The 23115-nt window shown below is 70.3% G+C and carries 23 protein-coding genes and 2 tRNA genes; 15 read left to right on the forward strand and 10 right to left on the reverse strand.

Features of this window, described 5'->3' with window-relative positions:
• Positions 1 to 33 precede the first annotated feature (33 nt).
• Together ACIPEP_RS14695 and ACIPEP_RS14700 are read left to right on the forward strand one after the other, a co-directional pair.
• Entirely contained in the window at positions 34 to 696 is a 663-nt protein-coding gene (locus tag ACIPEP_RS14695) for a response regulator transcription factor (RefSeq protein WP_070416588.1), read from the forward strand.
• A 10-nt stretch (positions 697 to 706) separates the two neighbouring features.
• Complete coding sequence (locus ACIPEP_RS14700) at positions 707 to 1582, forward strand: EamA family transporter (RefSeq protein WP_402717668.1); 876 nt, start codon at positions 707 to 709, stop codon at positions 1580 to 1582.
• Positions 1583 to 1617: 35 nt separating this feature from the next.
• Here the strand turns inward: ACIPEP_RS14700 and ACIPEP_RS14705 are convergent, their stop codons facing one another.
• From ACIPEP_RS14705 to ACIPEP_RS14715, 3 genes are all read right to left on the reverse strand, one after another.
• On the reverse strand, positions 1618 to 1770 hold the full coding sequence (locus ACIPEP_RS14705) for a hypothetical protein (protein ID WP_156794738.1): 153 nt from the start codon (positions 1768 to 1770) through the stop codon (positions 1618 to 1620).
• A 101-nt stretch (positions 1771 to 1871) separates the two neighbouring features.
• Complete coding sequence (locus ACIPEP_RS14710; protein WP_336697361.1) at positions 1872 to 2195, reverse strand: hypothetical protein; 324 nt, start codon at positions 2193 to 2195, stop codon at positions 1872 to 1874.
• A gap of 105 nt (positions 2196 to 2300) precedes the next feature.
• The gene (locus ACIPEP_RS14715) at positions 2301 to 3332 is read right to left on the reverse strand and encodes a LacI family DNA-binding transcriptional regulator (RefSeq protein ID WP_402717669.1); all 1032 of its coding nucleotides are present in this window, start codon (positions 3330 to 3332) and stop codon (positions 2301 to 2303) included.
• A 111-nt stretch (positions 3333 to 3443) separates the two neighbouring features.
• On the opposite strand from ACIPEP_RS14715, the gene ACIPEP_RS14720 reads away from it, so the two are divergent.
• The 7 genes from ACIPEP_RS14720 to ACIPEP_RS14750 all read left to right on the forward strand — a co-directional run bounded on the left by ACIPEP_RS14720 (position 3444) and on the right by ACIPEP_RS14750 (position 12495).
• Positions 3444 to 4739 carry an ABC transporter substrate-binding protein gene (locus tag ACIPEP_RS14720; RefSeq protein WP_402717670.1) on the forward strand — a complete coding sequence of 432 codons (1296 nt, stop codon included), beginning with the start codon at positions 3444 to 3446 and terminating at the stop codon, positions 4737 to 4739.
• Positions 4739 to 5617 (forward strand): carbohydrate ABC transporter permease, encoded by an 879-nt coding sequence (locus ACIPEP_RS14725; RefSeq protein ID WP_070416584.1) that lies wholly within the window; start codon positions 4739 to 4741, stop codon positions 5615 to 5617. Before ACIPEP_RS14720 ends, ACIPEP_RS14725 begins: the two co-directional genes overlap by 1 nt.
• The gene (locus ACIPEP_RS14730; RefSeq protein ID WP_402717671.1) at positions 5614 to 6582 is read left to right on the forward strand and encodes a carbohydrate ABC transporter permease; all 969 of its coding nucleotides are present in this window, start codon (positions 5614 to 5616) and stop codon (positions 6580 to 6582) included. The genes ACIPEP_RS14725 and ACIPEP_RS14730 overlap by 4 nt, the downstream gene beginning before the upstream one ends.
• Complete coding sequence (locus ACIPEP_RS14735; protein WP_402717672.1) at positions 6582 to 7967, forward strand: glycosyl hydrolase; 1386 nt, start codon at positions 6582 to 6584, stop codon at positions 7965 to 7967. Before ACIPEP_RS14730 ends, ACIPEP_RS14735 begins: the two co-directional genes overlap by 1 nt.
• Positions 7968 to 8033: 66 nt before the next feature.
• Positions 8034 to 11042, forward strand: coding sequence for an alpha-mannosidase (locus tag ACIPEP_RS14740; RefSeq protein WP_402717673.1), 3009 nt, complete (start codon positions 8034 to 8036; stop codon positions 11040 to 11042).
• Positions 11043 to 11070: 28 nt separating this feature from the next.
• Positions 11071 to 11985 carry an endo-beta-N-acetylglucosaminidase H gene (locus tag ACIPEP_RS14745; RefSeq protein ID WP_402717674.1) on the forward strand — a complete coding sequence of 305 codons (915 nt, stop codon included), beginning with the start codon at positions 11071 to 11073 and terminating at the stop codon, positions 11983 to 11985.
• Positions 11986 to 12204: 219 nt separating this feature from the next.
• Positions 12205 to 12495 carry a DUF1905 domain-containing protein gene (locus ACIPEP_RS14750; RefSeq protein WP_402717675.1) on the forward strand — a complete coding sequence of 97 codons (291 nt, stop codon included), beginning with the start codon at positions 12205 to 12207 and terminating at the stop codon, positions 12493 to 12495.
• Positions 12496 to 12525: 30 nt separating this feature from the next.
• Here the strand turns inward: ACIPEP_RS14750 and ACIPEP_RS14755 are convergent, their stop codons facing one another.
• The 3 genes from ACIPEP_RS14755 to ACIPEP_RS14765 form a co-directional block, all read right to left on the reverse strand.
• Complete coding sequence (locus tag ACIPEP_RS14755; protein ID WP_070416577.1) at positions 12526 to 12762, reverse strand: hypothetical protein; 237 nt, start codon at positions 12760 to 12762, stop codon at positions 12526 to 12528.
• Complete coding sequence (locus tag ACIPEP_RS14760) at positions 12759 to 13349, reverse strand: transcriptional regulator (RefSeq protein ID WP_071295888.1); 591 nt, start codon at positions 13347 to 13349, stop codon at positions 12759 to 12761. The genes ACIPEP_RS14755 and ACIPEP_RS14760 overlap by 4 nt, the downstream gene beginning before the upstream one ends.
• A gap of 112 nt (positions 13350 to 13461) precedes the next feature.
• A tRNA-Gly gene (locus ACIPEP_RS14765) sits at positions 13462 to 13535 on the reverse strand.
• 54 nt (positions 13536 to 13589) lie between these two features.
• Between ACIPEP_RS14765 and ACIPEP_RS14770 the strand changes: the two genes are divergently transcribed.
• The 5 genes from ACIPEP_RS14770 (at position 13590) to ACIPEP_RS14790 (ending at position 17012) form a co-directional block, all read left to right on the forward strand.
• Positions 13590 to 13916 carry a hypothetical protein gene (locus ACIPEP_RS14770; protein WP_402717676.1) on the forward strand — a complete coding sequence of 109 codons (327 nt, stop codon included), beginning with the start codon at positions 13590 to 13592 and terminating at the stop codon, positions 13914 to 13916.
• 58 nt (positions 13917 to 13974) lie between these two features.
• A tRNA-Pro gene (locus ACIPEP_RS14775) sits at positions 13975 to 14051 on the forward strand.
• Positions 14052 to 14087: 36 nt separating this feature from the next.
• On the forward strand, positions 14088 to 15395 hold the full coding sequence (tig, locus tag ACIPEP_RS14780) for a trigger factor (protein ID WP_070416574.1): 1308 nt from the start codon (positions 14088 to 14090) through the stop codon (positions 15393 to 15395).
• 298 nt (positions 15396 to 15693) lie between these two features.
• Positions 15694 to 16323 carry an ATP-dependent Clp protease proteolytic subunit gene (locus ACIPEP_RS14785; protein ID WP_070416573.1) on the forward strand — a complete coding sequence of 210 codons (630 nt, stop codon included), beginning with the start codon at positions 15694 to 15696 and terminating at the stop codon, positions 16321 to 16323.
• Between the two features lie 29 nt (positions 16324 to 16352).
• Positions 16353 to 17012: an ATP-dependent Clp protease proteolytic subunit gene (locus ACIPEP_RS14790; protein WP_070416572.1), complete on the forward strand. Its 660-nt coding sequence runs from the start codon at positions 16353 to 16355 to the stop codon at positions 17010 to 17012.
• Between the two features lie 65 nt (positions 17013 to 17077).
• Here the strand turns inward: ACIPEP_RS14790 and ACIPEP_RS14795 are convergent, their stop codons facing one another.
• Entirely contained in the window at positions 17078 to 17788 is a 711-nt protein-coding gene (locus ACIPEP_RS14795) for a copper resistance protein CopC (RefSeq protein WP_402717677.1), read from the reverse strand.
• Positions 17785 to 18510: a YcnI family protein gene (locus ACIPEP_RS14800; protein ID WP_070416571.1), complete on the reverse strand. Its 726-nt coding sequence runs from the start codon at positions 18508 to 18510 to the stop codon at positions 17785 to 17787. Before ACIPEP_RS14800 ends, ACIPEP_RS14795 begins: the two co-directional genes overlap by 4 nt.
• 216 nt (positions 18511 to 18726) lie before the next feature.
• On the opposite strand from ACIPEP_RS14800, the gene clpX reads away from it, so the two are divergent.
• Complete coding sequence (gene clpX / locus ACIPEP_RS14805) at positions 18727 to 20007, forward strand: ATP-dependent Clp protease ATP-binding subunit ClpX (RefSeq protein WP_022907244.1); 1281 nt, start codon at positions 18727 to 18729, stop codon at positions 20005 to 20007.
• 293 nt (positions 20008 to 20300) lie between these two features.
• Here clpX and ACIPEP_RS14810 read toward each other — a convergent pair whose 3' ends face one another.
• Together ACIPEP_RS14810 and ACIPEP_RS14815 are read right to left on the reverse strand one after the other, a co-directional pair.
• Positions 20301 to 22328 (reverse strand): M3 family metallopeptidase, encoded by a 2028-nt coding sequence (locus tag ACIPEP_RS14810; protein WP_402717678.1) that lies wholly within the window; start codon positions 22326 to 22328, stop codon positions 20301 to 20303.
• A gap of 88 nt (positions 22329 to 22416) precedes the next feature.
• Positions 22417 to 23010, reverse strand: a complete 594-nt coding sequence (locus ACIPEP_RS14815) for a TetR/AcrR family transcriptional regulator (protein ID WP_402717679.1) — start codon at positions 23008 to 23010, stop codon at positions 22417 to 22419.
• Between the last annotated feature and the right edge of the window lie 105 nt (positions 23011 to 23115).

Raw genomic sequence — 23115 nt, forward strand, 5'->3', positions numbered from 1 at the left:
GGGAGCGTCCACGCTCCCACTAGGCTGGTCGGCATGAGCGACGGCCCGGATGCAGCACGCATCCGGGCCGTCGTCGTCGACGACGCCGTGCTCCTGCGCGAAGGACTCTCGCGCGTGCTCGACGAAGCGGGCATCGACGTCATCGGGCAGTACGCCGACGCCGACTCCTTCCTCGCCACGCTCCCCGACGGTGCCCCCGACGTCGTGGTGATGGACGTGCGGATGCCGCCGACCTTCACCGACGAGGGCGTCCGCGCGGCCGTCGAGACCCGGCGCCGGGCTCCGCGCACCGGCGTGCTCCTGCTGTCCCAGTACGTCGAGGCCACCTACGCCGAGGACGTCCTCGCGGCGGGCGCGACCGGCATCGGCTACCTGCTCAAGGACCGCGTCACCCGGCTCGAGGAGATCGACGACGCCGTCCGCCGCATCGCCGCCGGCGGCACCGTCCTCGACCCCGAGGTCGTCACCCAGCTCATGAGCCGCCGCCGTGACCCGCTCGCAGCGCTCACGCCGCGCGAGCGCGACGTCCTCGGGCTCATGGCCGAGGGCCGCACCAACGCCGCGATCGCCCGCGCGCTCGTGATCGGCACCGGCGCGGTCGAGAAGCACGTCTCGAGCATCTTCGGCAAGCTCGCGCTCGAGGACACGGGCGAGGACCACCGTCGGGTCCTCGCCGTGCTCGCCTACCTCGGGTGACGGCGCACCGGTGAACCGCGTCCCGGCGCCGCTCCTCGCCCTCGCGGCGATGGTGTCCGTGCAGCTCGGCGCCGCGATCGCGAAGACCCGGTTCGACGACGTCGGCTCGGTCGGCGCCGCCACACTGCGGCTCGTCATCGGGGCCGTCGTCCTCGCGCTCGTGGTCCGGCCGCGCGTCCGGCACTGGACCCGGCAGCAGTGGCTCGGTGCGATCGGCCTCGGGCTGGCGCTCGGCGGCATGAACGTCTTCATCTACGTGGCGTTCGCGAGCATCCCGATCGGGGTCGCGGTGACGATCGAGTTCCTCGGCCCGCTCGCCCTCTCCCTCGTGCACACCCGGCGGTGGCGCGACGTGCTCTGGGCGGTGCTGGCGCTCGCCGGGGTCGTGCTGCTCGGGGTCGATCCGGCGGCGGTGACCGCGGTCGGCGGTGTCGTGTTCGCCGTCCTCGCCGCGGTGTGCTGGGCGGGCTACATCGTCATGAACCGGCACGTGGGGGCCGCGATCCCCGGCGTGGACGGGCTCGCCGTGTCGATGCTCGTCGCGATGCTCGTGTCGCTGCCGTTCGGGCTCCGGTCGGCGGTCGACGGGGTCGTCCGTGAACCGGTGCTCCTCCTCGTGTTCGGCGGTGTCGCCGTGCTCTCGAGCGTCCTGCCCTACGCGCTCGAGATGCTCGCGCTCCGGCGGATGCCGACCCGTGTCTTCGGGGTGCTGCAGAGCCTCGGGCCGGCGATCGCGGCCCTCGCGGGCCTGCTGATCCTGCACGAGGCGCTCGCGCTGCTCGAGGTCGTCGCCCTCGCGTGCGTCACCGCCGCGAGCGTGGGCGTGACGCTGTCCGCGCGTCGTGGTCGGGGCGGTCGAACGGGAGGCGCGGATCCCGTTCCGTGAGTCCGGAACGTGTGCCGCGCCTCCGGGAAGACCGTCTACTCGTCGCGGAGGAAGTCCGCGTACGTGGGCTCCGTGTGTTCACCCGTCAGCAACGCCGGGTCGTTGACCCGTCGTTCGACGTAGGCCGCGATGACCTCGGGCGGGGTGAGCACGTGGGCGACCCAGGACGGCACCTCGCTCTTCTTCATGGTGCCTCCTCCCAGCGTCAGCACTCGGACCGAATGTCTCGATCAGTGAGTTACTTGCTGTACCGGTGTTCCGTAAACGATCCTCGCGATGTCGGGGGAAGTCAACGTGGTGCGTTCTGCGGACTGCGCCGCGACGCGTCGGCACGCAGGGTGCGGTGCTTCACCGCGGACCGCCACACCCACGCGTTCGCCTGCTGCCCGAACTGCGCCCACTCGACGAGGACGGCGTCGCGGGTCCAGCTCTTCGCGAAGGCCTTCACGCGGACGTGGAACGTGGGGAACTGGATCCACGCCCAGACCGGCACGGGGGTGACGGCGTGGCAGACGTCCGGACCGCGGGCGTCCTCGGAGAGGGAGTAGGCGCGCGGACGCTCGACCTCCGGGTGTTCCGGGGGCTGCCACCGGTTCTCGCGACGCCGTCCCACGAGAGTATTCGAACGTGTGTTCGAACCGGCGTCAAGTCGGCCGCGCTGCCCGTGCGCACGCGGCGCCCAGGATCGGCGTGTCGACGGGCCTGCGCCGCAGGCGGGTCAGGGGTGCACGCGGCCGGTCGACTCGCGCACGCTCAACGTCAGCGACGGCCCCGGGCGCGACGGCAGCGGCGAGCCGGCGTCGATCTGCTCGCGCAGGAGCGTCGCCGCCCGCTGCCCGAGCTCGACCGTGTCACGCGTGAGCGAGGTGATCGACGGCCGCACGAGCCGGACCATCGCCGAGTCGTCGAACGACACGATCGAGACGTCACCCGGCACGCGCACGCCCATCTCGCTCGCCACGCCCAGCCCGGCGACCGCGAGCACGTCGTTGTCGTACACGATCGCGGTGGGGCGGACGCTCCGCGAGAGCAGGGACCTGGTCGCGCTCGCCCCGGCCTCGGCGGAGTAGTCGGTCGGGATCGACACGGCGTCCTCCAGCCCCTCGGCCGCGGTGAACTCGCGGAGGCGGTCGATCCGCATCGCCGTGTGCTCGAACTCCGGTCGTCCGGCGACGTGCGCGATCCGCCGGTGCCCGAGCGCGTGCAGGTACCGCAGCACGGTGTCGGTCGCGTCGGAGTCGTCGATCCAGACCGTCGGTGCCGCGGGCTCGGCCGAGGGGTGCGACCCGACGACGACGGTGGGCATCCCGAGCTCGGCGAGCAGCGCGAGCCGGTCGTCGTCGCGGCGGGGGTCGATCACGATCACGCCGTCGACCCGGTGTCCGCGCCACCAGTCCCGGTAGGTCTGGAGCTCCTCGGCGGCGTCCCGCGCGACGAGGAGGTTCATGCCGACGTGACTGCCGGCGAGCCCGAGCTGGATCCCCGAGATGAGGTCGCCGAAGAACGACTCGGTGCCGAGCGTCCGGGCCGGCCGGTTCAGCACGAAGCCGATCGACCCGGCCTTCGCACCGCCCAGGGCCCGTGCGGCGGTGTGCGGCTGCCAGTCGAGTTCGCGGGCGATGGCCTGCACCCGCGCGCGGGTCTCGTCGGACACGCCGGGGCGGTCGTTGAGCGCGAACGAGACCGCGCTGATGGACACGCCGGCTCGTGCGGCGATGTCGGCGATCGTCGTACGACGGTTCTGGGCCACGGGGTTGACTATAACGCTTTAGTCCGAAATCATCGCTCCATTCACACGGATCGGCGACGGGGACTGAACCGGTTCAGCACGACGCGCACCACGACGAAGGAGTCACGAGCGATGAAGAACACCACACGCAGGACGACGGGACGCGCCCTCGCGATCCTCGCCGGAGCGGCCGTCACGGCCCTCGCGCTGACCGCCTGCTCGAGCGGCAGCAGCGCCGGCAGCGGCGGCGGGAGCGGCAAGGTCGACGGATCCATCACCCTGCAGACCTGGGCGCTGACCCCGACCTACACGGACTACCTCAACGGCGTGATCAAGGACTTCGAGGCGAAGTACCCGGACGCGAAGGTGAAGCTCGTCGACCAGCCCGGCGACGGCTACGCCGACAAGGTCCTCAGCCAGGCCTCGTCGAACTCCCTGCCCGACGTGATCAACCTGCCGCCGGACATCGCCCTGCCCCTCGCCAAGCGCGGCTTCCTGCAGGACGTCGCGAAGGACGACTCGAAGCTCTCGAGCACCTACGTCAAGGGTGCGCTCGCTGCCTACAACTACAAGGGCGTCGACGGCACCTTCGGCTACCCGTGGTACCTCAACACCGACGTCGACTACTGGAACAAGACGATGTTCGAGCAGTGCGGCCTCGACCCGGCGAACCCGCCGAAGACCACCGACGAGCTGTTCGCGCAGGCCGAGACCATGCACCAGAAGTGCCCGGACGACTACCTGATGAGCCGCAAGCCCGGCCTGTCGGACTTCTCGCTCGCCGGCGTCAAGATCATCAACGACCAGGGCACGAAGTTCACCTTCGCGAACTCGTCGAAGGCGGCCGACCTCATCGCGAAGTACGCGAAGGCCTACAAGGAGGGCCTGATGCCCTCGTCCGTCCTGAACACCGACTACCTCGGCAACTCCACCCTGTTCACGCAGGGCAAGGTCGCCTGGACCACCGGTGGCGCCACCGCGATCAGCGACTTCGAGAAGAACAACCCGTCACTCAAGGGCAACATCGTCGTGTCGTCGGCCCTCGACAACCCGCCGCTCTACGTGCAGGGCCTCAGCGTCAGCGCGAAGAGCAAGCACATCGCCACGGCCGAGGCGCTCGCCGCCTTCATGACGAACGCGAAGAACCAGGAGGCCTTCGCGCACCTGGTCAACATCTTCCCGTCGACCACCTCGTCGCAGTCCGACCCGTACTTCTCGAAGGACGACGGCACCGTCGAGGCCAAGGCCCGCGTGCTCGCCAACGACGCCCTGAAGACGGCGAAGAACCTCAACCCGGTCGAGGCGAACTCGGCGATGACCGACTTCCTCGACCAGCAGATCGCGCTGGCCATGAAGGGCGGCACGACGCCCGAAAAGGCGCTGCAGACCGCGCAGACCAAGATGAACAGCCTGCTGGCGAACAGCTGATGCGCGCCAACCGCTGGTTCACGCCCTGGCTGCTCGTCCTGCCGGCGCTCGTCTGGTTGCTCGCGTTCAGTCTCTGGCCGTCGATCAACACCGTCCGGCTGTCGTTCACGAACGCCAGCCCGCTCGGGGGCGTGAGCCAGTGGGTGGGCCTCAAGAACTTCGAGACGCTGCTCGCCGACCCGCAGGTGTGGGAGGCGCTCCTCAACAGCGTCATCTACATGGCGGTGTGCCTGCCGCTGCTGACGGTGCTCCCGCTGCTCATGGCGGTGCTCGTCGAGCGGAAGCTCCCCGGCATCGCGTTCTTCCGGACCGCGTACTACACGCCGGTGATCGCCAGTGCCGTCGTCGTCGGGCTCATCTGGAACTGGATCCTCGACGACCGCGGGGTCATCAACGAGATGGCGCAGTCCCTCGGGATCGTGCAGAGCTCCATCCCGTTCCTCACCGACCGGTGGCTGCTCGTCTTCAGCGCGATCAGCCTGACGGTCTGGAAGGGCCTCGGGTACTACATGATCATCTTCCTGGCGGCCCTCGGGAACGTCGGCAAGGACCTGCACGAAGCCGCGGCCCTCGACGGCGCCGGCTCCGTCCGCCGGTTCTGGTCCGTCACCATGCCCGGTGTCCGGGGGACCATGACCCTCGTCGGCATCCTCGTGTGCGTGAGCGCGCTCCGGGTGTTCAGCGAGCTCTACATCCTCACCAACGGCACCGGCGGACCGGGCGGGCAGGACAACTCGCTCGTCATGCTCATCCAGCAGTACGCCCGCGGCTTCACCGGCAACCTCGGCTACGCGTCCGCCCTGAGCCTCCTGCTCTTCGTCGTGACGCTCATCCCGATGCTCGCCCTCGCCCGGATGAACAGCAAGGCGGACAAGTGACCAACACGACCTCGACCACCGAACCCGTCCTCGGGGGCGCCGCCGGCGCGGCCGCACCTGCGCCGGACGTGACCGGCGCGACCGACGGGAGCCGCGCCTCCCGACCGAACGGACGCAAGCGGCGCCGCGCCGCGTGGGGCGTCATGTCCACCCGCGAGAAGGTGCTCCGCTACGTCCTGCTCGTCGTGGTCCTCTTCATCACGATCGGCCCGTTCCTCTGGCAGCTGTCGACCTCGCTCAAGGGCACGGGGGAGGACATCTACACGGCGAACCCGTCCTTCATCCCGACGCAGCCGACCTTCGGCAACTACCTGCGGGTGGGCGAGGCGATCCCCGTGTTCGGGTACATCGGCAACTCCCTCGTCGTCGCCGCGATCGACGTGCTCGGCAACATCGTGTTCGCGACCCTCGCGGGCTTCGCGCTCGCCCGGCTGCAGTGGCGCTTCCGCAAGGCCGTGCTCGGGCTCTTCCTGGCCACCCTGGTGCTCCCGGGCGAGGCGACGATCATCTCCCAGTTCGTCACCGTGAAGGACCTCGGCCTCGCCGACTCCCTCGTCGGCGTCGCCCTGCCCGGCATGATCGCGGCGCTCAACGTCCTGCTCATGTTCAACGCGTTCCGGCAGATCCCCGAGGAGATCGACCAGGCAGCCGTGATGGACGGCGCGAACGCCCTGCAGCGGCTCCGGTACATCTCGCTGCCCGCCGTGCAGGGGACCATCGCCGTCATCGCGATCTTCTCGTTCATCGGCGCGTGGGACGACTTCCTCTGGCCGCTCATCGTGCTGCAGTCGCCGGACAAGCTGACGCTGACCGTCGGGCTGCAGTACCTGCAGGGCACGTTCGCGACCGACCAGCGCATGATCGCGGCCGGCACGATGATCGCGTTCATCCCGATCGCGGTGATCTTCGCGATCCTGCAGCGGTTCTTCTTCAAGGGCGTCGAAGAGGGCGGGGTGAAGGGCTGATGCGCTTCGGCGTCAACCACACCCCCTCGGTCGGCTGGTTCCACTCGTGGCTCGACTTCTCGCCGTCGGACACGGCGCGGGACATGGAGCAGATCGCGTCGCTCGGCGCGGACCACGTGCGGATCTTCCCGCTCTGGCCGGTCGTGCAGCCGAACCGGACGCTCATCCGGCGGTCGGCGCTCCGGGACGTCGCGACGGTCGTCGACATCGCGGGCTCGTTCGGGCTCGACGTCAACGTCGATGCGCTGCAGGGGCACCTGTCGAGCTTCGACTTCGTGCCCTCGTGGCTCGAGAGCTGGCACCGCCGGAACATGTTCACCGACCCGGACGTGGTCGCGTCGACGGCGGCCTACGTCGAGGCGCTCGCCGCGTCCGTCGCCGACAAACCGAACCTGCTCGGCATCACCATCGGCAACGAGGTGAACCAGTTCGCGCACGCGCCGCACCCGACGCCGCACGACATCACGGCGGAGCAGGGGCACGCGTGGGCGGCAGCGATGGTCGCGGCGGCGCGGGGCGGGCTGTCGAGTCCGGTCGGCCTGGAGGCGCGGCTCGGCTCGGCACCGTCCGCCCGCCCCGGCACCGGGTCGCGTCCACGGCCCCTGGTCACCGTCGCGCAGTACGACGCGGCCTGGTACGACGACGCCCAGCCGTTCGGCCCCGAACACGCGGCCGACCACGGCGACGCGACCGTCACGCACTCGTGGGTGTTCAACGGCTCGGCGACCCTGCACGGCGCACTCGGGGCCGGCTCGGTCCGCCACGGCGAGTACCTGCTGCAGCTCGCGAGCGCGTGGAACCGCGACCCCGAGCGCCCGAACTGGCTGCAGGAGGTGGGCGCCCCGACGAACGTGGTCGACCCCGCCGACGCCGCCGCGTTCACCGAGCAGACGATCCGGCACGTGCTCGACGCGCAGCACGTGCTCGGCGTCACGTGGTGGTGCTCGCACGACGTCTCGCGGTCGCTCGCGGACTTCCCGGAGCTCGAGTACGACCTCGGCCTCTTCACGAACGACGGTCGGCTGAAGCCGGCGGGGGAGGCCTTCGCCGCCCTCGCCCGCGAGCACGGCACCCGCGGCCGGGCCGACACGACCGGTGCCGTGTCCGCGCCGCCGGCCACCGCCCTCGTGCTGGACGACGTGCTCGCGGACGGCACCGAACGCGGCGGGCTCCGGGCCGACTGCGCGCCGGGCGGCCGGTTCGCCGCCGCCTGGCTCGACCTCGCCTCGACGGCCCCGGACGGACGCGGGCCCCAGGTGGTCCTGCGTTCGCGGGTCGACGACCACGCGCTGCTCGCCGCCCGGGGCATCAGCCGGTGCGTCGACGTCCCCGAGGACACCGCCACCGAGCTCCTGTCGGTGGCCCACCCGGCCACGATGGCCTGAGCCGCACACCCCACACGCCCCGCACACCCCGCACGTCCAGCAGCACCGCACGACAGGAAGGTCTCCATGCACGACGACATCCCCCTCACCACCGGCCGGGCGCGACGCGTCCTCGACGAACGCATCCTCCCGGCGGTGCACGCCACCGCGACGCCGCTCGAGACCGCGTGGCACGAGCTGCCGGGGGAGCCGATCGCGCCCGCGGCCGGGCTCGCGCTCGAGTTCACGCCGTACGAGGTGGGCACGACGTGGGGTGCCGCGTGGGGGACGACGTGGTTCCGGCTGACCGGGACCGTGCCGGACGAGTGGGCCGGCCGCCGTGTGGAGGCCGTCGTCGACCTCGGCTTCGACAAGAACATGCCCGGGTTCCAGTGCGAGGGACTCGTCTACCGCGCGGACGGCACGCCCGTGAAGTCGATCAACCCCCGGAACCAGTGGGTGCTCGTCGCGGAGGAGGCCGTCGGCGGCGAGACCGTCGTGCTCTTCGTCGAGGCGGCGTCGAACCCCGTCCTGCTCGACTACCACCCCTTCCTCCCGACGCAGGAAGGCGACGTCCAGACCTCGTCGTCGACGCGCCTCTACACGAGTCGCCGGATGGACCTCGCCGTCTTCGAGTCCGAGGTGCACGAACTCGCGCTCGACATCGACGTCCTGCTCGAACTGCAGGCCGAGCTCCCGGAGGGGCCGCGGCGGATGCGGATCCTGCAGGCCCTCGACGACGCCCTCGACCGGCTCGACCTGCAGCACATCGCCGCGACCGCCCCCGAGGCCCGAGCGGCCCTCGCGGACGTCCTCGCCGCGCCCGCCGAGGCCTCGGCCCACACGATCTCCGCCGTCGGGCACGCGCACATCGACTCCGCCTGGCTCTGGCCGGTCCGCGAGACGATCCGCAAGGTCGCCCGCACCACCTCGACGATGACCGAGCTCATCGACCAGACCGACGACTTCCTGTACGGCATGTCGAGCGCGCAGCAGTACGCGTGGATCAAGGAGCACCGGCCCGAGGTCTACGCCCGGGTCAAGGCCGCCGTGGCGGCCGGACGCTTCCTGCCGATCGGCGGCATGTGGGTCGAGTCCGACACCGTGATGCCGACGGGCGAGAGCATCGTCCGCCAGTTCTCGCAGGGGCAGCGGTTCTTCGAGCGCGAGTTCGGGATCCGTCCGAAGGGCGTCTGGCTGCCGGACAGCTTCGGGTACTCCCCGGCGCTGCCGCAGCTCATGCGTCGCGCGGGCTTCGAGTGGTTCTTCACGCAGAAGATCTCGTGGAACCAGGTGAACAAGTTCCCGCACCACACCTTCCTCTGGGAGGGCATCGACGGGTCGCGGGTGTTCTCGCACTTCCCGTCGATGGACACCTACAACTCGCGGCTGTCCGGCAGCGAGGTCGCGAAGGCCTCCCGGCAGTTCCGCGAGAACCGGCTCGCCTCGGGGTCGATCGCGCCGGTCGGCTGGGGCGACGGCGGCGGTGGCACGACCCGCGAGATGACCGGCACGGCGAAGCGCCTCGCCGACCTCGAGGGAAGCGCGAAGGTCCGCTGGGAGCACCCGGACACGTTCTTCGACCGGGCGAAGTCCGAGCTGACCGACCCGCCGGTGTGGGTGGGGGAGCTCTACCTCGAGCTGCACCGTGCGACCCTGACCAGCCAGCACGGCACGAAGCAGGGCAACCGCCGTTCCGAGCAGCTCCTCATCGAGGCCGAGCTCTGGGCCACGACCGCCGCATCCCGGACCGAGTTCGAGTACCCGTACGACCAGCTCGACGCGCTCTGGCAGCAGGTCCTGCTCCAGCAGTTCCACGACATCCTGCCGGGGACCTCGATCGCGTGGGTGCACCGCGAAGCGGTCGCGAAGTACGCCGAGACGGACCGCGCCCTGACCGCGATCATCGACCAGGCGCTGTCGGCGCTCGCCGGTACCGGGGACGCGGCCGTCGTCGCGAACCCGGCCCCGTTCCTCCAGGCCGGCGCACCCGCGCAGGGCGCGGTCCTGACTACCGACGTGCCGGAGCCGACCGCCGTGGCACTGACCGAGGAGGACGGCGGGTACGTGCTCGCCAACGACCTCGTCCGGGTCGTCGTCGACGCGCAGGGGCTCGTGACGAGCGCCGTCGACCGGGCGACCGGGCGTGAGGCGATCGCTCCGGGGCAGGCGGCGAACCTGCTGCAGCTGCACCAGGACTTCCCGAACATGTGGGACGCGTGGGACGTCGACCGGTACTACCGGAACCGGGTCGAGGACCTCGTGTCGGTCACCGGGCTGCACGGTTCGATCGACGCGGACGGCGTCGCGCGCGTCGTCGTCGAGCGGGCGTTCGGCGACTCGACGGTCCGGCAGGAGCTCGTGCTCGCGCCGGACTCCCGCACGCTGGAGTTCGACCAGACGACCGACTGGCACGAGACCGAGAAGTTCCTCAAGGTCGCGTTCCCGCTCGACGTCCGCGCCGAGCACACCGTCGCCGAGACGCAGTTCGGGGCGCAGAAGCGGGTGACGCACACGAACACCTCGTGGGAGGCCGCGAAGTTCGAGACCTCGATGCACCGCTACGTGCTCGTGTCCGAGCCGGGCTTCGGCGTCGCCCTCGTGAACGACTCGATCCACGGGTTCGACATCACGCGCGACGCCGTCGACGGGCACGTGACCACCACCGTGCGGCTCTCGCTGCTGCGGGCACCGCGGTTCCCCGACCCCGAGACCGACCAGGGCGTGCAGACGCACCGGTACGGGATCGTCATCGGCACCGACCAGCTCGGGGCGACGGCGGCCGGCGTGGTCATGAACGCCGCTGCGCGGGTGACCACCGGTGGGCACGGGTTCGACCCGCTCGTGCAGGTCTCCGGGGACGTCGTGCTGTCGAGCGTCAAGCTCGCCGACGACCGGTCCGGCGACCTGGTCGTGCGGGTGTACGAGCCGTCCGGGCAGCGGGGGACCGGCGGGATCGTGGTCGACGGCCCGTTCGGTGCGGGGGCGGAGGTCACCTTGCTCGAAGAGCCACTGGCCTCGGCCGGGACCGTCGACGCGTCCTCGTTCGCCGTCGACGCCTACGAGGTGCGGACCTTCCGCTTCCCACACAACTGAACGACCGACCCATTCAAGGAGGAATGTGATGAAGAAGACGATGAAGTTCGGCATCGTGGCGGCCATCGCCGCGATGATGGCGGCACCACTCGTGCCGTCCGCAGCGTCGGCTGACCCGGCACGAGCGACCGTGTCTGCGACCAGCGCGACGAAGTCCGGGCCCACGAGCATCGCGTACGTGGAGGTCAACAACGACCAGCTCGCGAACGTCGGCCGCTACCAGCTGGCGAACGGGGCGAACGCGTTCGACGTGGCGATCATCTTCGCCTCGAACATCAACTGGAACGGGTCGAAGGCCGTCCTGTACAACAACGACAAGGTGCAGGCGACGCTCGACGCCGCGGCGACGCAGATCAAGCCGCTGCAGGCCAAGGGAATCAAGGTCTCGCTGTCGATCCTCGGCAACCACCAGGGCGCCGGGATCGCCAACTTCCCGACCCAGGCAGCCGCCGCGGACTTCGCGTCCCAGGTCACCGCCACGGTCACGAAGTACGGCCTCGACGGGGTCGACCTCGACGACGAGTACTCCGACTACGGCACGAACGGCACGCCGCAGCCGAACCAGCAGTCGATCGGCTGGCTCATCACCGCGCTCCGTGCCCAGATGCCCGGCAAGCTCATCTCCTTCTACGACATCGGCCCGGCGTCCTCGTCGCTCTCGTCGTCGAGCAGCACCATCGGCTCGAAGCTCGACTACGCCTGGAACCCGTACTACGGCACCTACTCGGCGCCGTCGATCCCGGGGCTCGGGAAGGCGAAGCTGTCCGCCGCCGCGGTCGACATCCAGAACACGGCGCAGTCCACCGCGGTGTCGCTCGCACAGCGCACGAAGGCCGACGGGTACGGCGTCTTCATGACGTACAACCTGCCGGACGGCGACGTCTCGTCGTACGTGTCGTCGATGACGCAGGTGCTCTACGGGCAGGCCGCGACGTACCACTGACGTCGCGTCCGGTGCGGCGGCTCGCGCCCCGCGTCTCCTCGGCACGGTCCAGGAGGCGCGGGGCGCGTCCGTCCCGTCCCTCGCCTCCCGTCGCTGGAGCAGGATTCGCGCGTGCGCGTTGACCGTCCTGGTTCGCGGAACCCGGGGATCGTGAACCGGAACGGTCACGAACGCGGCAGAACCCGCCCGTCCGCGTGCGGTGCGCCGTACGATCGCGACGTGGAGCTCCAGTTCACCGGCAAGGTCATCGAGTGGCGCGGTCCGGCGCCGTTCTTCTACGCCGTCGTGCCGCCGGACGCCGCCGAGGTGATCCACGACCTCGCTCCGATGCTCACCTACGGCTGGGGCGTGATCCCCGCCCGCGTCACGATCGGGTCGGTGACCTGGACGACCTCGCTCTTCCCGAAGGACGGCGGGTACCTCGTGCCCCTCCGGGCGGCGGAACGTCGTCGCGCGGGTGTCGAGCTGGGCGACGAACCGGCGATCACCCTCGAGCTCGCAGGTCCCTGAGGTCCGCGGACGGTGGTCGTGCCGGCCGGGTCACCAGCGCCGACGGAGCTCGGCCGCGACCAGGTCGGTCGTCGTGCTCGTGATCGCCGGGGCCTGCTCACCGAGCGCGCGACGGAGAGCGCGTTCGCGGGCCGTGACGGCTCGGAGGGCACGGCGTTCGGCGTGCCGGAGGCTCCAGCGGACGAGCGCGGTGCCGAGCCGGTTGGTCAGGACCTCGACCGGCGAGATCGGCGGGACCGGGAGCGTGCGGGGCTGGTAGGTGGTCACGGTGTCGGCTCCTCGTCGATGATCGGGACGCTGCGGACCTGGGCGAACACACGACGGACGCCCTCGGGCAGATCGGCGGCCTGCCCGCGGATGGCGCGGTACCGCTCGATGACGGCCTCGAACTCCCGCCACATCGCGCCGTACTCGTCGGGAGTGAGCGCGACGTAGGTCGACGACCCCGAGACGCCACGCCAGTCGGCCGGGACGGTGTCGGGGTCACGGGTGGTCCACTCGCGCACCAGGTCGTTCTCGGCGTCCATCACGGCGAGGCTCGCGAGCTGCGTCGCCGTCTGCTGCGCGGGGGAGGCCGGGCCCTCGTCGGGGCTGCCGATGCTGATCCGGCCGGCGGTGCGTTCCCACCAGCGCTCGCGGGCGTTGCCGCGGTCGGGGAGCTCGTGGACGAACCCGTGGCGCTCGAGCTGCCGGAGGTGGTAGCTCGTCGAGCCGCTCGACTCGCCCAGCTTCGCGCCGAGCGACGTCGCGGTCGAGGGGCCGTTCTGGGAGAGCAGGTCGAGCAGGCGCGCCCGGAGCGGGTGCGCCAGCGCCTTGAGGGCGGCGACGTCGAGGATGCGGGTCTCGTCGGTCATGGCTCGACCGTACACCGCAAAGAGATGTTTGCAAACAGTTCGTTGCAAACACTTCCTTGCATTCGGTTCGCCGCACACCGATCGACGGCCCGGAAGGGCCGAGAGCGAGGAGTGGAGGGGATGACGGGAATCGAACCCGCGTGGCCAGTTTGGAAGACTGGGGCTCTACCATTGAGCTACATCCCCGCGCCTGCGCACCAGGCGCAGCCCGACCATCGTAGCGGACGAACGAGCACCGACATGTCACCACGTACCGTGTCGTCCCGGGTCGTGCTCCCGCCGAGCGACCGGGACGCCCGGCGGATCAAGCGCTCGCGCGTGCTCTCCTACGTGCTGGTCGTCCTCGCCGCGATCGTCCTCTCGTTGCGGCCGGAGCTGTTCGGGGACCCGCAGACCCAGCCCGCGCACGCGCTCCTGCACGCGTGGCGCATCGTCGCCGGCATCCTGCTCGCGGTGGCCGCGCTCGGCGTGCAGGTCGTCGTCGGCGTGCGGTGGCGGACGGGCCTGCGACGCGCCGCCGACGACGGCTCCGAACCTGCCGGGAACCGCGCGCCCGGGGACCGCTAGACTCATCGGCGTCGCATGCGCCCCACCGGCGTGCGCGGACACCCCTGGCCCAGTCAAACGGGGCGTAGCTCAGCTTGGTAGAGCGCCCGCTTTGGGAGCGGGAGGTCGCAGGTTCAAATCCTGTCGCCCCGACCAGGACCACACGAACGTCAACCAACAGGAGAACATCCCTTGGCCACCAGCACCGTCGACAAGGTGAGCGACACCCGCGTCAAGCTCACCGTGAACGTGACGCCGGAAGATCTCAAGCCGAGCATCGACCACGCGTACAAGCACATCGCCGAGCAGATCAACATCCCCGGCTTCCGCAAGGGCAAGGTCCCGCCGGCGATCGTCGACCAGCGCGTCGGCCGCGGCGAGGTCCTCAACCACGCCGTCGGCGACGCCATCGACAACTTCTACCGCCAGGCGGTGGAGGAGCAGGAGCTGCGCATCCTCGGTCGCGCCGAGGCCGACGTCGCCGAGCTCCCGAACGTCAAGGACTTCACGGGCGACCTCGTCCTCACCTTCGAGGTGGACGTCCGTCCCGAGTTCGACCTGCCGGAGTACGACAAGTACGAGCTCACCGTCGACGCGGTCGAGGTCTCGGACGACGAGATCGAAGAGGAGCTGCAGAACCTGCGCACCCGCTTCGGCACGCTCGTCACGGTCGACCGCCCGGCGACGACGGGTGACTTCGCCCAGATCGACCTCACCGCCACCATCGGCGACGACGAGGTCGACTCGGCCACCGGCGTCTCCTACGAGATCGGCTCCGGCGACCTGCTCGAGGGCATCGACGAGGCGCTCGAGTCCCTCACCGCCGGCGAGTCCACCACCTTCGAGTCGAAGCTCGTCGGTGGCGACCGCGAAGGCGAGATCGCCCAGATCGCCGTGACCGTCACCGCCGTCAAGGAGCGCGAGCTCCCCGAGGCCGACGACGAGTTCGCGCAGATCGCCAGCCAGTTCGACACGATCGACGAGCTCAAGGCGGACCTCAAGGAGCAGATCGCGAAGTCCAAGACCTTCGGTCAGGGCGCCGCGGCTCGCGACAAGCTCGTCGAGAAGCTCATCGAGGACGTCAACATCCCGATCTCGGAGCAGCTCATCGAGGACGAGGTGCACCGTCACCTCGAGCAGGAGAACCGCCTCGAGGACGACGAGCACCGCAAGGAGGTCTCCGAGTCCAGCGAGAAGGCATTCCGCTCGCAGATCCTCCTCGACTCGATCGCCGAGAAGGAGGAGATCCAGGTCTCGCAGGAAGAGCTCACCCAGTACCTCATCCAGGCCGCTGCGCAGTACGGCATGGAGCCGGGCGAGTTCATCAAGGTCATCGACCAGAACGGGCAGATCCCGGGCATGGTCGGCGAGGTCGCGCGCTCCAAGGCCGTCGCGACCGTCCTCTCCAAGGTGACCGTCAAGGACACCAACGGTGACGACGTCGACCTCTCCGCCTTCACGGCGGGGGTCGCGCAGACGCCTGCGGAGGACGCCGAGTAACGATCTCGACGCCACCAGCACGACGGACGGGAGGCGGGGGGGGGGGGGGGGGCCCCCCCCCCCCCCCCCCGGGGGGGGGCCCCGCGCGGCGTCGCGGGCGCCGCCGCGGCCGCGGGCCCCGCCGCCCCCGCCGGCCCCCCCCCCCCCCCCCGCGGGCGGGGGGGGGGGGGGCCCGGGGCCCCCGCGCCTCCCGTCCCGTATTTCGGCACCACCGCATTGCCGACAGCGAACAGACGAGAAGTGGTGCGTTGCACCCGATAAGTTCGACAACAAGCGACAACTGAACGGGAGCTTTTCCATGGCCGAAGCGACACTGAACCCCAGTGTTTTTGACCGCCTTCTGAGAGACCGGATCGTGTGGCTCGGCTCCGAGGTCCGCGACGACAACTCGAACGAGATCGCAGCCAAGCTGCTGATGCTCGCCGCCGAGGACCCTGAGAAGGACATCTACCTCTACATCAACTCGCCCGGTGGCTCGATCACCGCCGGTATGGCGATCTACGACACGATGCAGTTCGTGCCGAACGACATCGTCACGGTGGGCATCGGCCTCGCCGCCTCGATGGGGCAGTTCCTGCTCTCGTCGGGCACCCCGGGCAAGCGCTACATCACCCCGAACGCGCGTGTGCTCCTGCACCAGCCGTCGGGTGGGTTCGGTGGTACGGCCGCCGACATCCAGACGCAGGCGAAGGTCATCCTCGACATGAAGCAGCGGATGGCCGAGCTCACGGCGGAGCAGACCGGCAAGTCGATCGAGCAGATCCTCAAGGACAACGACCGCGACAACTGGTTCACGGCGCAGGAAGCCCTCGAGTACGGCTTCGTCGACCACCTCCGTGCATCGTCGACCGAGGTCATCGGCGGTGGTGGCACCGTCGGCGACGGCGAGACCCCCACCGACGCGGCCGAGCCCGACGCCCAGTCCTGACCCCACCCACCGAAGAAAAGGAAACGAGAATGCATCTCCCCATGCTCGGTGGCGCGCAGAACGTCCCGGCCCCCACTGATCGGTACATCCTGCCGAGCTTCGAAGAGCGCACGGCCTACGGCTACAAGCGGCAGGACCCGTACGCGAAGCTGTTCGAGGACCGCATCGTGTTCCTCGGCGTCCAGGTCGACGACGCGTCGGCCGACGACGTCATGGCCCAGCTGCTCGTGCTCGAGTCGATGGACCCGGACCGCGACATCGTGATGTACATCAACTCGCCCGGTGGCTCGTTCACCGCGATGACGGCGATCTACGACACGATGCAGTACATCCGTCCGCAGATCCAGACGGTCTGCCTCGGTCAGGCTGCCTCGGCGGCGTCGGTGCTCCTCGCCGCCGGTACCCCCGGCAAGCGTCTGGCGCTCCCGAACGCCCGCGTGCTCATCCACCAGCCGGCGGTCCAGCAGGGCGGCGGTCAGGCCTCCGACATCGAGATCCAGGCAGCGGAGATCCTCCGCATGCGCACCTGGCTCGAGGAGACCCTGTCGAAGCACTCGAACCGCACGCCGGAGCAGGTCAACAACGACATCGAGCGCGACAAGATCATGTCCGCCGAAGAGGCGCTCGAGTACGGCCTGATCGACCAGGTCCTCACGAGCCGCAAGAACCTGCCGGCGCTCGTCAAGTAGTACCGGCGTCCCGCACGACGAAGGCCCCGCACCGATCGGTGCGGGGCCTTCGTCGTGCGGTGCGGTCAGTCGTCGGTGGGATCGTCGTCGGCCGCGGGGGCGGGGCGACGTCGCAGGAGCAGGAGGAGCGCGACGACGAGCCCGACGAGCACGACGCCGCCGGCACCGATCCAGAGGGCGTCGGACGTCGGGGACTCGGTGTCGCCCGAGGCGGTGCCCGTGGTGTCGGCACTGGCACTCGCCGCACTGCCGGCCGTGGCGCAGACGGGCGGGGTGGACGAGCCCTTCGACGGGGTGAACCCGGCGGGGGCGTCCCACGTGAAGCGGTACTCGTCGGACACGGTGTGCCCGTCGGCGGAGACGATCTGCCACTCGACGGTGTACTTCCCCGAGGCGCCGAGTGCGGCCTTGGTGGTCATCGAGGGGCCGTCCACGTCGAGGCAGCCGTCCTCGTAGTACTTCCCGTCGGGGCCGACGATCCGGTAGGCGAAGCCCGAGTTCGTGTCGTCGATGTCGAGCAGCTTGTCGTTCGTCGTGATCTCGAAGGCCTTCGGCAGCGCGGTCAGCGTGCCGTCGACCTTCGGGGTCGAGGCGATCATGTAGTTGTGCGCGCTGGCGGGGCCGGCCAGGCCGAGGACCGCACCGCCTGCGATGGCGAGGGTGGCGGCGACACCGGCACCGCGCCTCCAGGCCCGCCGGAGGCGCGGTGACCGCGCCGTCGACGTGACGCGCCTCGTCGACGCGACGCGCCCCGTCGACGTGTCGCGCTCCGTCACTTGGAGGCGCTCCGACGGCGGGTGCCGGCAACGGCGACGACCAGGGCGGCTGCGCCGAGCACCAGGCCGCCGAGGCCGAGGAAGCGTCCGACGAGGTCGGGGTCGGCGGGCGTGGACTCCGCTGCCGCTGCGGCCGTGGGGGTGGCGGCGACCGGGTCACCGTCGTCGTCGGTGGCCTCGGCCGCGGTCAGCGTGATCGAGGGCGCGGGGTGCTCGGGCTCGGCTTCTCCGGCCTTCTGTTCCTGGTTCCACTCGACCGAGCCCTTCTCGCAGGTCTGCAGGGCCGGGAACTCGACGAGGTCGCCGGGCTTGCCGTCCGGGAGTGAGAAGGACAGCGCGAAGGTGTCGCGCTCGTCGGCGGGGAGCGGGGTCTTCGCCGTGTAGGTGACGCTCGTGACGCGTTCGCCCGCGTCCTCGGCGGACTCGTCGTCCGCGGAGGCCGACGGGCTCGTGTACGGCGCCGTGGCCTTCGTGATCGTCCAGTTCGGGTTGACGGTCGGCGTGACCTCGATGACGGACTCCGGCACCTGGAACTCGATCTTCGTCGTGGGGGAGCCGTCGCAGCCGTGCGGGACCGAGAAGGTGGCCGTCGTGTACGAGTTCGCCGCGGTCGAGGTGGCCGTCGCCGAGACGTGGGCGCTGGCGACACCCGCGGTGCCGAGGACGATCGCAGCGGTGACGCCGAGGGTCGCGGTGCCGACGACGGCGAGGCGCTTGGACATGGGGTTCCTTCCGGGACTGCGGGTTCTCCGACCCGCGACTGCGGCTTCTACAACTTGTAGAGAAGTCGTGGACACGGTAGCAGGATCGAACGCCCTGGGCGAACGCGCCGGGCGAAACCGGCTCGGCGTCGCGGTCGGTGTCACCGGTTGCGATTAGGCTCGGTACGAGTCGGGCAGGTCGTCGACCTGCATCGGTCTACCAAGGAGGGCACCGACATGGCACGCATCGGAGAGAGCGCTGACCTGCTCAAGTGCTCCTTCTGCGGCAAGAGCCAGAAGCAGGTCCAGCAGCTGATCGCCGGTCCCGGGGTGTACATCTGCGACGAGTGCGTCGAGTTGTGCAACGAGATCATCGAAGAGCGACTGGCCGAAGCCGGCGAGGACACCGCCAGCGGTGACTTCGAGCTCCCCAAGCCGCGCGAGATCTTCGACTTCCTGCAGGAGTACGTCATCGGGCAGGACCCGGCGAAGCGCTCCCTCGCAGTGGCGGTCTACAACCACTACAAGCGCATCCGCGCGCAGGGGCAGATCACCGCAGCGGAAGACCGCGACGACATCGAGATCGCGAAGTCGAACATCCTGCTCATCGGGCCGACCGGCTGCGGCAAGACCTACCTCGCGCAGACCCTCGCGAAGCGGCTCAACGTGCCCTTCGCCGTCGCGGACGCCACTGCCCTGACCGAGGCCGGGTACGTCGGCGAAGACGTCGAGAACATCCTGCTCAAGCTCATCCAGGCAGCCGACTACGACGTGAAGCGTGCCGAGACCGGCATCATCTACATCGACGAGGTCGACAAGATCGCCCGCAAGGCCGAGAACCCGTCGATCACACGCGACGTCTCGGGTGAAGGCGTGCAGCAGGCGCTGCTCAAGATCCTCGAGGGCACGGTCGCCTCCGTCCCGCCGCAGGGCGGTCGGAAGCACCCGCACCAGGAGTTCATCCAGATCGACACGACGAACGTGCTGTTCATCGTGGCGGGGGCGTTCGCCGGGCTCGAGGACATCGTCTCGTCGCGCGTCGGCAAGCGGGGCATCGGCTTCGGTGCACCCCTGCACAGCCCGCTCGACCAGCAGGACCTCTACGCCGACGTCCTGCCGGAAGACCTGCACAAGTTCGGGCTCATCCCGGAGTTCATCGGGCGCCTGCCCGTCGTGACCACGGTGTCGCAGCTCGACCAGTCGGCGCTCATGCAGATCCTGACCGAGCCGAAGAACGCGCTCGTGAAGCAGTACCAGCGGATGTTCCAGATCGACGGGGTGGAGCTCGAGTTCGATCGGGGTGCGCTCGAGGCGATCGCGGACCTCGCGGTGTTGCGGCAGACGGGTGCTCGTGGGCTCCGGGCGATCCTCGAAGAGGTGCTCGGGCCGGTGATGTTCGACGTGCCGTCGGACGACGATGTCGCACGCGTCGTGATCACCCGCGAGTCGGTGCTCGAGAACGCTGCGCCGACGATCGTCCCGCGGCCGAGGGCGAAGCGCGTCGAGAAGTCCGCCTAGCGCAGGGCGCGCGGCGGGCGCTTGCGCGCCCTGCTGCGCTGCGCGCGCTTGCGCGCCCCGCGCCAGCTGGCGTCTCGCGCGGCGGCGGGCCGGGCGCACGTTCGAACCACGTTTCCGACGTCGAACCGGCCTTCGGTGGCGGTTCAACGTCGGATTCGTGGTTCGACGCTGCGCGTCGGCGCGCTGCGCACAACGCAAGTCACCCCGAGCCGCGCATGCGCGCGGCTCGGGGGGACTTTGGTTGTGCGCCGGCAGCTTGCGCCGCAGCGCGGCGCGCAGCGCGCCGCGCCCCCCTACTCCAGCCCGCGGCGCCGCAACAGCGGCCCCACCTCGGCATCGCGCCCGCGGAAGTCCCGGTACGCCTCGAGCGGGTCCTTCGCCCCGCCGACGCCAAGCAACTTCGAGGCGAACCGCTCACCCGCTGCGCGCGAGAGCCCACCGTTCGAGCGGAACCACTCCACCGTGTCGGCATCGAGGACCTCGGACCAGATGTACCCGTAGTACCCGGCGTCGTACCCGCCCGAGAACGTGTGCGCGAAGTACGTCGACGAGTACCGCGGCGGGACGGCCTCGACCGCGATGCCCGCGGATTCCAGAGCCGCCCGCTCGAAGTCCTCGACCGAGGTCACGGAAGCCGCCGAGGCAGCGGAGAGCCGGTGCCACGCCTGGTCGAGCAGCGCCGCGGCGAGGTACTCCGTCGTCGCGAACCCCTCGTTGAAGCCGGCGGAGTCGCTGAGCCCCAGGACGAGCTCCGGCGGCAGCGGCGCCCCGGTCTCGTGGTGCTTGGCGTAGTTCGCCAGGACGGACGGCCACGACACCCACATCTCGTTCACCTGCGACGGGAACTCGACGAAGTCCCGCTCCACGTTCGTGCCCGAGAAGCGGGGGTAGGTGGTGCGGGCGATGAGGCCGTGCAGCGCGTGCCCGAACTCGTGGAAGAGCGTCTCGACCTCGTCCTGGATGAGGAGCGTCGGCGATCCGGCGGCCGGCTTCGCGACGTTGAGGTTGTTCACGACGACGGGCAGCGTGCCGAGCAGCGCGGACTGCTCCACGACGGGGTTCATCCACGCGCCGCCGCGCTTGCCGTCCCGCGTGTAGAGGTCGAGCAGGTAGAGCCCGACCTCCTCACCCGAGGCGCCGCGCACCTCGAACACCCGCACCTCGTCGTTGTACCCGTGCAGGTCGGGGCGCTCGGTGAAGGTCAGGCCGTAGAGCTCGCCGGTAGCGTGGAAGACACCGTCGTGCAGCACCCGGTCGGCCTCGAAGTAGGGGCGGAGCGCCGAGCTGTCCGCCGCGAACTGCTCACCGCGCAGGAGCTCGGTCGCGTACGCCCAGTCCCACGACTCGACCTCGTGACCGAGCACCCGGGCGCGGACGTCCCGTTCGTCGTCGGCGTTGCGAGCGGCCGCGCCTACAAGGGACGACAGCAGACCGTCGACGGCTTCGGGCGTCCCGGCGGTCTCGTCGGCCGTGACGACCGCGGCGTGGTTCGGGAAGCCGAGGAGTTCGGCGCGCTCGGCCCGGAGTCGGACGATGCGCAGGAGGACGTCGCGGTTGTCGTGGTCGTTGCCCCGACGGCCACGGGAGAGCGAGGCCTCCATGATCCGCCGACGCAGCCCGCGGTCGGCCAGCGACGACAGCCACGGATGCCCGGTGTAGAGCGGCAGTGTGATGAGCCAGCCGTCGAGCCCCCGGTCGGCAGCGGCTGCGGCGGCGGCGGACTTCGCGCCGTCGTCGAGGCCGGACAGTTCCGAAGCATCCGACACGTGCACGGCGAGATCGTTCGTGTCTTCGAGCAGGTTCCGCTCGAAGGTCGTCGTGAGCGTCGAGAGCTCCTGGTTGATCGCGGTGAGCCGTTCCTTGCCGGCGTAGTCGAGCCCGGCGCCCGCGAGGGTCATCTCGGTGTGCGTCCGCTCGACCAGCCGACGGTCCTCGTCGGTGAGGTCGGCCCGGTCGTCGAGCGAATCGCGGACCGCCGCCACCCGTGCGTACAGACGTCCGTCGAGCGTGATCGCGTCGCGGTGTGCAGCGAGCAGCGGGGAGACCTCGGCCTCGAGGTCGTGCAGCTCCGGCGTCGAGTCCGCCGACGACAGCGTGAAGAACACGTGGCTCACGCGGGCGAGCAGCTGCCCGGTGCGCTCGAGCGCCACGAGCGTGTTCTCGAAGGTGGGTTCGTCGGGGGAGGCGGCGATCGCCTCGACCTCGGTGCGCTGCTCGGCCATGCCGGCGTCGAACGCGGGGCGGTAGTGCTCGAGCCGTACCTCGCGGAACGGCGGGAGGGCGTAGGGAAGGGTGCTCGGTCCATCGAACGGGGTTGCCATCGCTCCACCCTACGGACCGGTGACGCTGTCGGACGGGAGGCGCGGTGCGGACCCGCCCCGCGCCTCCTGTCCGAGAGTCGGTCGCGTCTCAGGCGCGCGTCGCCGCGTCGATGAGGGTCTCGGCTGCCCGCCGCGCGTGCCGCGCCGGCGTCGTCGACCCGGCGATGGCGGCCGTGGTCTGTGCCCCCTCGGCGAGGAGGGCGAGCTGGGCGGCGAGTTCCTCGGCGGTGGCGGGGTCGCGGACGACCGAGGCCGCGAGGTCCTGCACGAAGCGCTGGAACGAGTCCTTGTGGGCACGGGCGATCTCGGCGACGGCGGGGGAGGTGGCTCCGAGCTCGCCGAACGCGTTGATGAACCCGCAGCCGCGGAAGGTGTCGTCGCCGAACCACGACTCGAGGAAGTCGTAGACCGCGAGCAGCTTGTCACGCGGGGTGGTGGCGGCATCGACCGCGCCGTGGACCCCGTGTTCCCAGACGTCGTGGCGTCCGGCGAGGACCGCGGCGATCAGCTGCTCCTTGCCGGGGAACGCGGCGTAGAGCTTCTTGAGCGACACCCCGGCGCCGGTGCGGATCTCGTCCATGCCGACGGACTGGATGCCGCGCGCGTAGAAGAGCTGGTCGGCGACGTCGACGATGTGTGCCCGGACGTCGGGGTCGACGGTCGGGAGCGTGCTGGTTGCCATGGCGTACCCCGTTCGCTGCGTGTCCACCGTTCTCGACTTGCGCCGGGAACGACCGTTCTCTAGTGTAAGCCACATCGACGGAGAACGACCGTTCTCCGCGAGGTT

This window comes from Curtobacterium sp. NPDC087082 (assembly GCF_044745045.1).
GTDB lineage: Bacteria > Actinomycetota > Actinomycetes > Actinomycetales > Microbacteriaceae > Curtobacterium.

Bases quoted from the DNA above. Each gene is read 5' to 3' on its own strand.
- ACIPEP_RS14790 (WP_070416572.1), top strand. From the start codon at position 16,353: ATGCATCTCCCCATGCTCGGTGGCGCGCAGAACGTCCCGGCCCCCACT.
- ACIPEP_RS14810 (WP_402717678.1), bottom strand. From the start codon at position 22,328: ATGGCAACCCCGTTCGATGGACCGAGCACCCTTCCCTACGCCCTCCCG.
- ACIPEP_RS14720 (WP_402717670.1), top strand. From the start codon at position 3,444: ATGAAGAACACCACACGCAGGACGACGGGACGCGCCCTCGCGATCCTC.
- ACIPEP_RS14745 (WP_402717674.1), top strand. From the start codon at position 11,071: ATGAAGAAGACGATGAAGTTCGGCATCGTGGCGGCCATCGCCGCGATG.
- ACIPEP_RS14815 (WP_402717679.1), bottom strand. From the start codon at position 23,010: ATGGCAACCAGCACGCTCCCGACCGTCGACCCCGACGTCCGGGCACAC.
- ACIPEP_RS14740 (WP_402717673.1), top strand. From the start codon at position 8,034: ATGCACGACGACATCCCCCTCACCACCGGCCGGGCGCGACGCGTCCTC.
- ACIPEP_RS14695 (WP_070416588.1), top strand. From the start codon at position 34: ATGAGCGACGGCCCGGATGCAGCACGCATCCGGGCCGTCGTCGTCGAC.
- ACIPEP_RS14735 (WP_402717672.1), top strand. From the start codon at position 6,582: ATGCGCTTCGGCGTCAACCACACCCCCTCGGTCGGCTGGTTCCACTCG.
- ACIPEP_RS14800 (WP_070416571.1), bottom strand. From the start codon at position 18,510: ATGTCCAAGCGCCTCGCCGTCGTCGGCACCGCGACCCTCGGCGTCACC.
- ACIPEP_RS14705 (WP_156794738.1), bottom strand. From the start codon at position 1,770: ATGAAGAAGAGCGAGGTGCCGTCCTGGGTCGCCCACGTGCTCACCCCG.
- ACIPEP_RS14760 (WP_071295888.1), bottom strand. From the start codon at position 13,349: ATGACCGACGAGACCCGCATCCTCGACGTCGCCGCCCTCAAGGCGCTG.
- ACIPEP_RS14770 (WP_402717676.1), top strand. From the start codon at position 13,590: ATGTCACCACGTACCGTGTCGTCCCGGGTCGTGCTCCCGCCGAGCGAC.
- clpX (WP_022907244.1), top strand. From the start codon at position 18,727: ATGGCACGCATCGGAGAGAGCGCTGACCTGCTCAAGTGCTCCTTCTGC.
- ACIPEP_RS14725 (WP_070416584.1), top strand. From the start codon at position 4,739: ATGCGCGCCAACCGCTGGTTCACGCCCTGGCTGCTCGTCCTGCCGGCG.
- ACIPEP_RS14785 (WP_070416573.1), top strand. From the start codon at position 15,694: ATGGCCGAAGCGACACTGAACCCCAGTGTTTTTGACCGCCTTCTGAGA.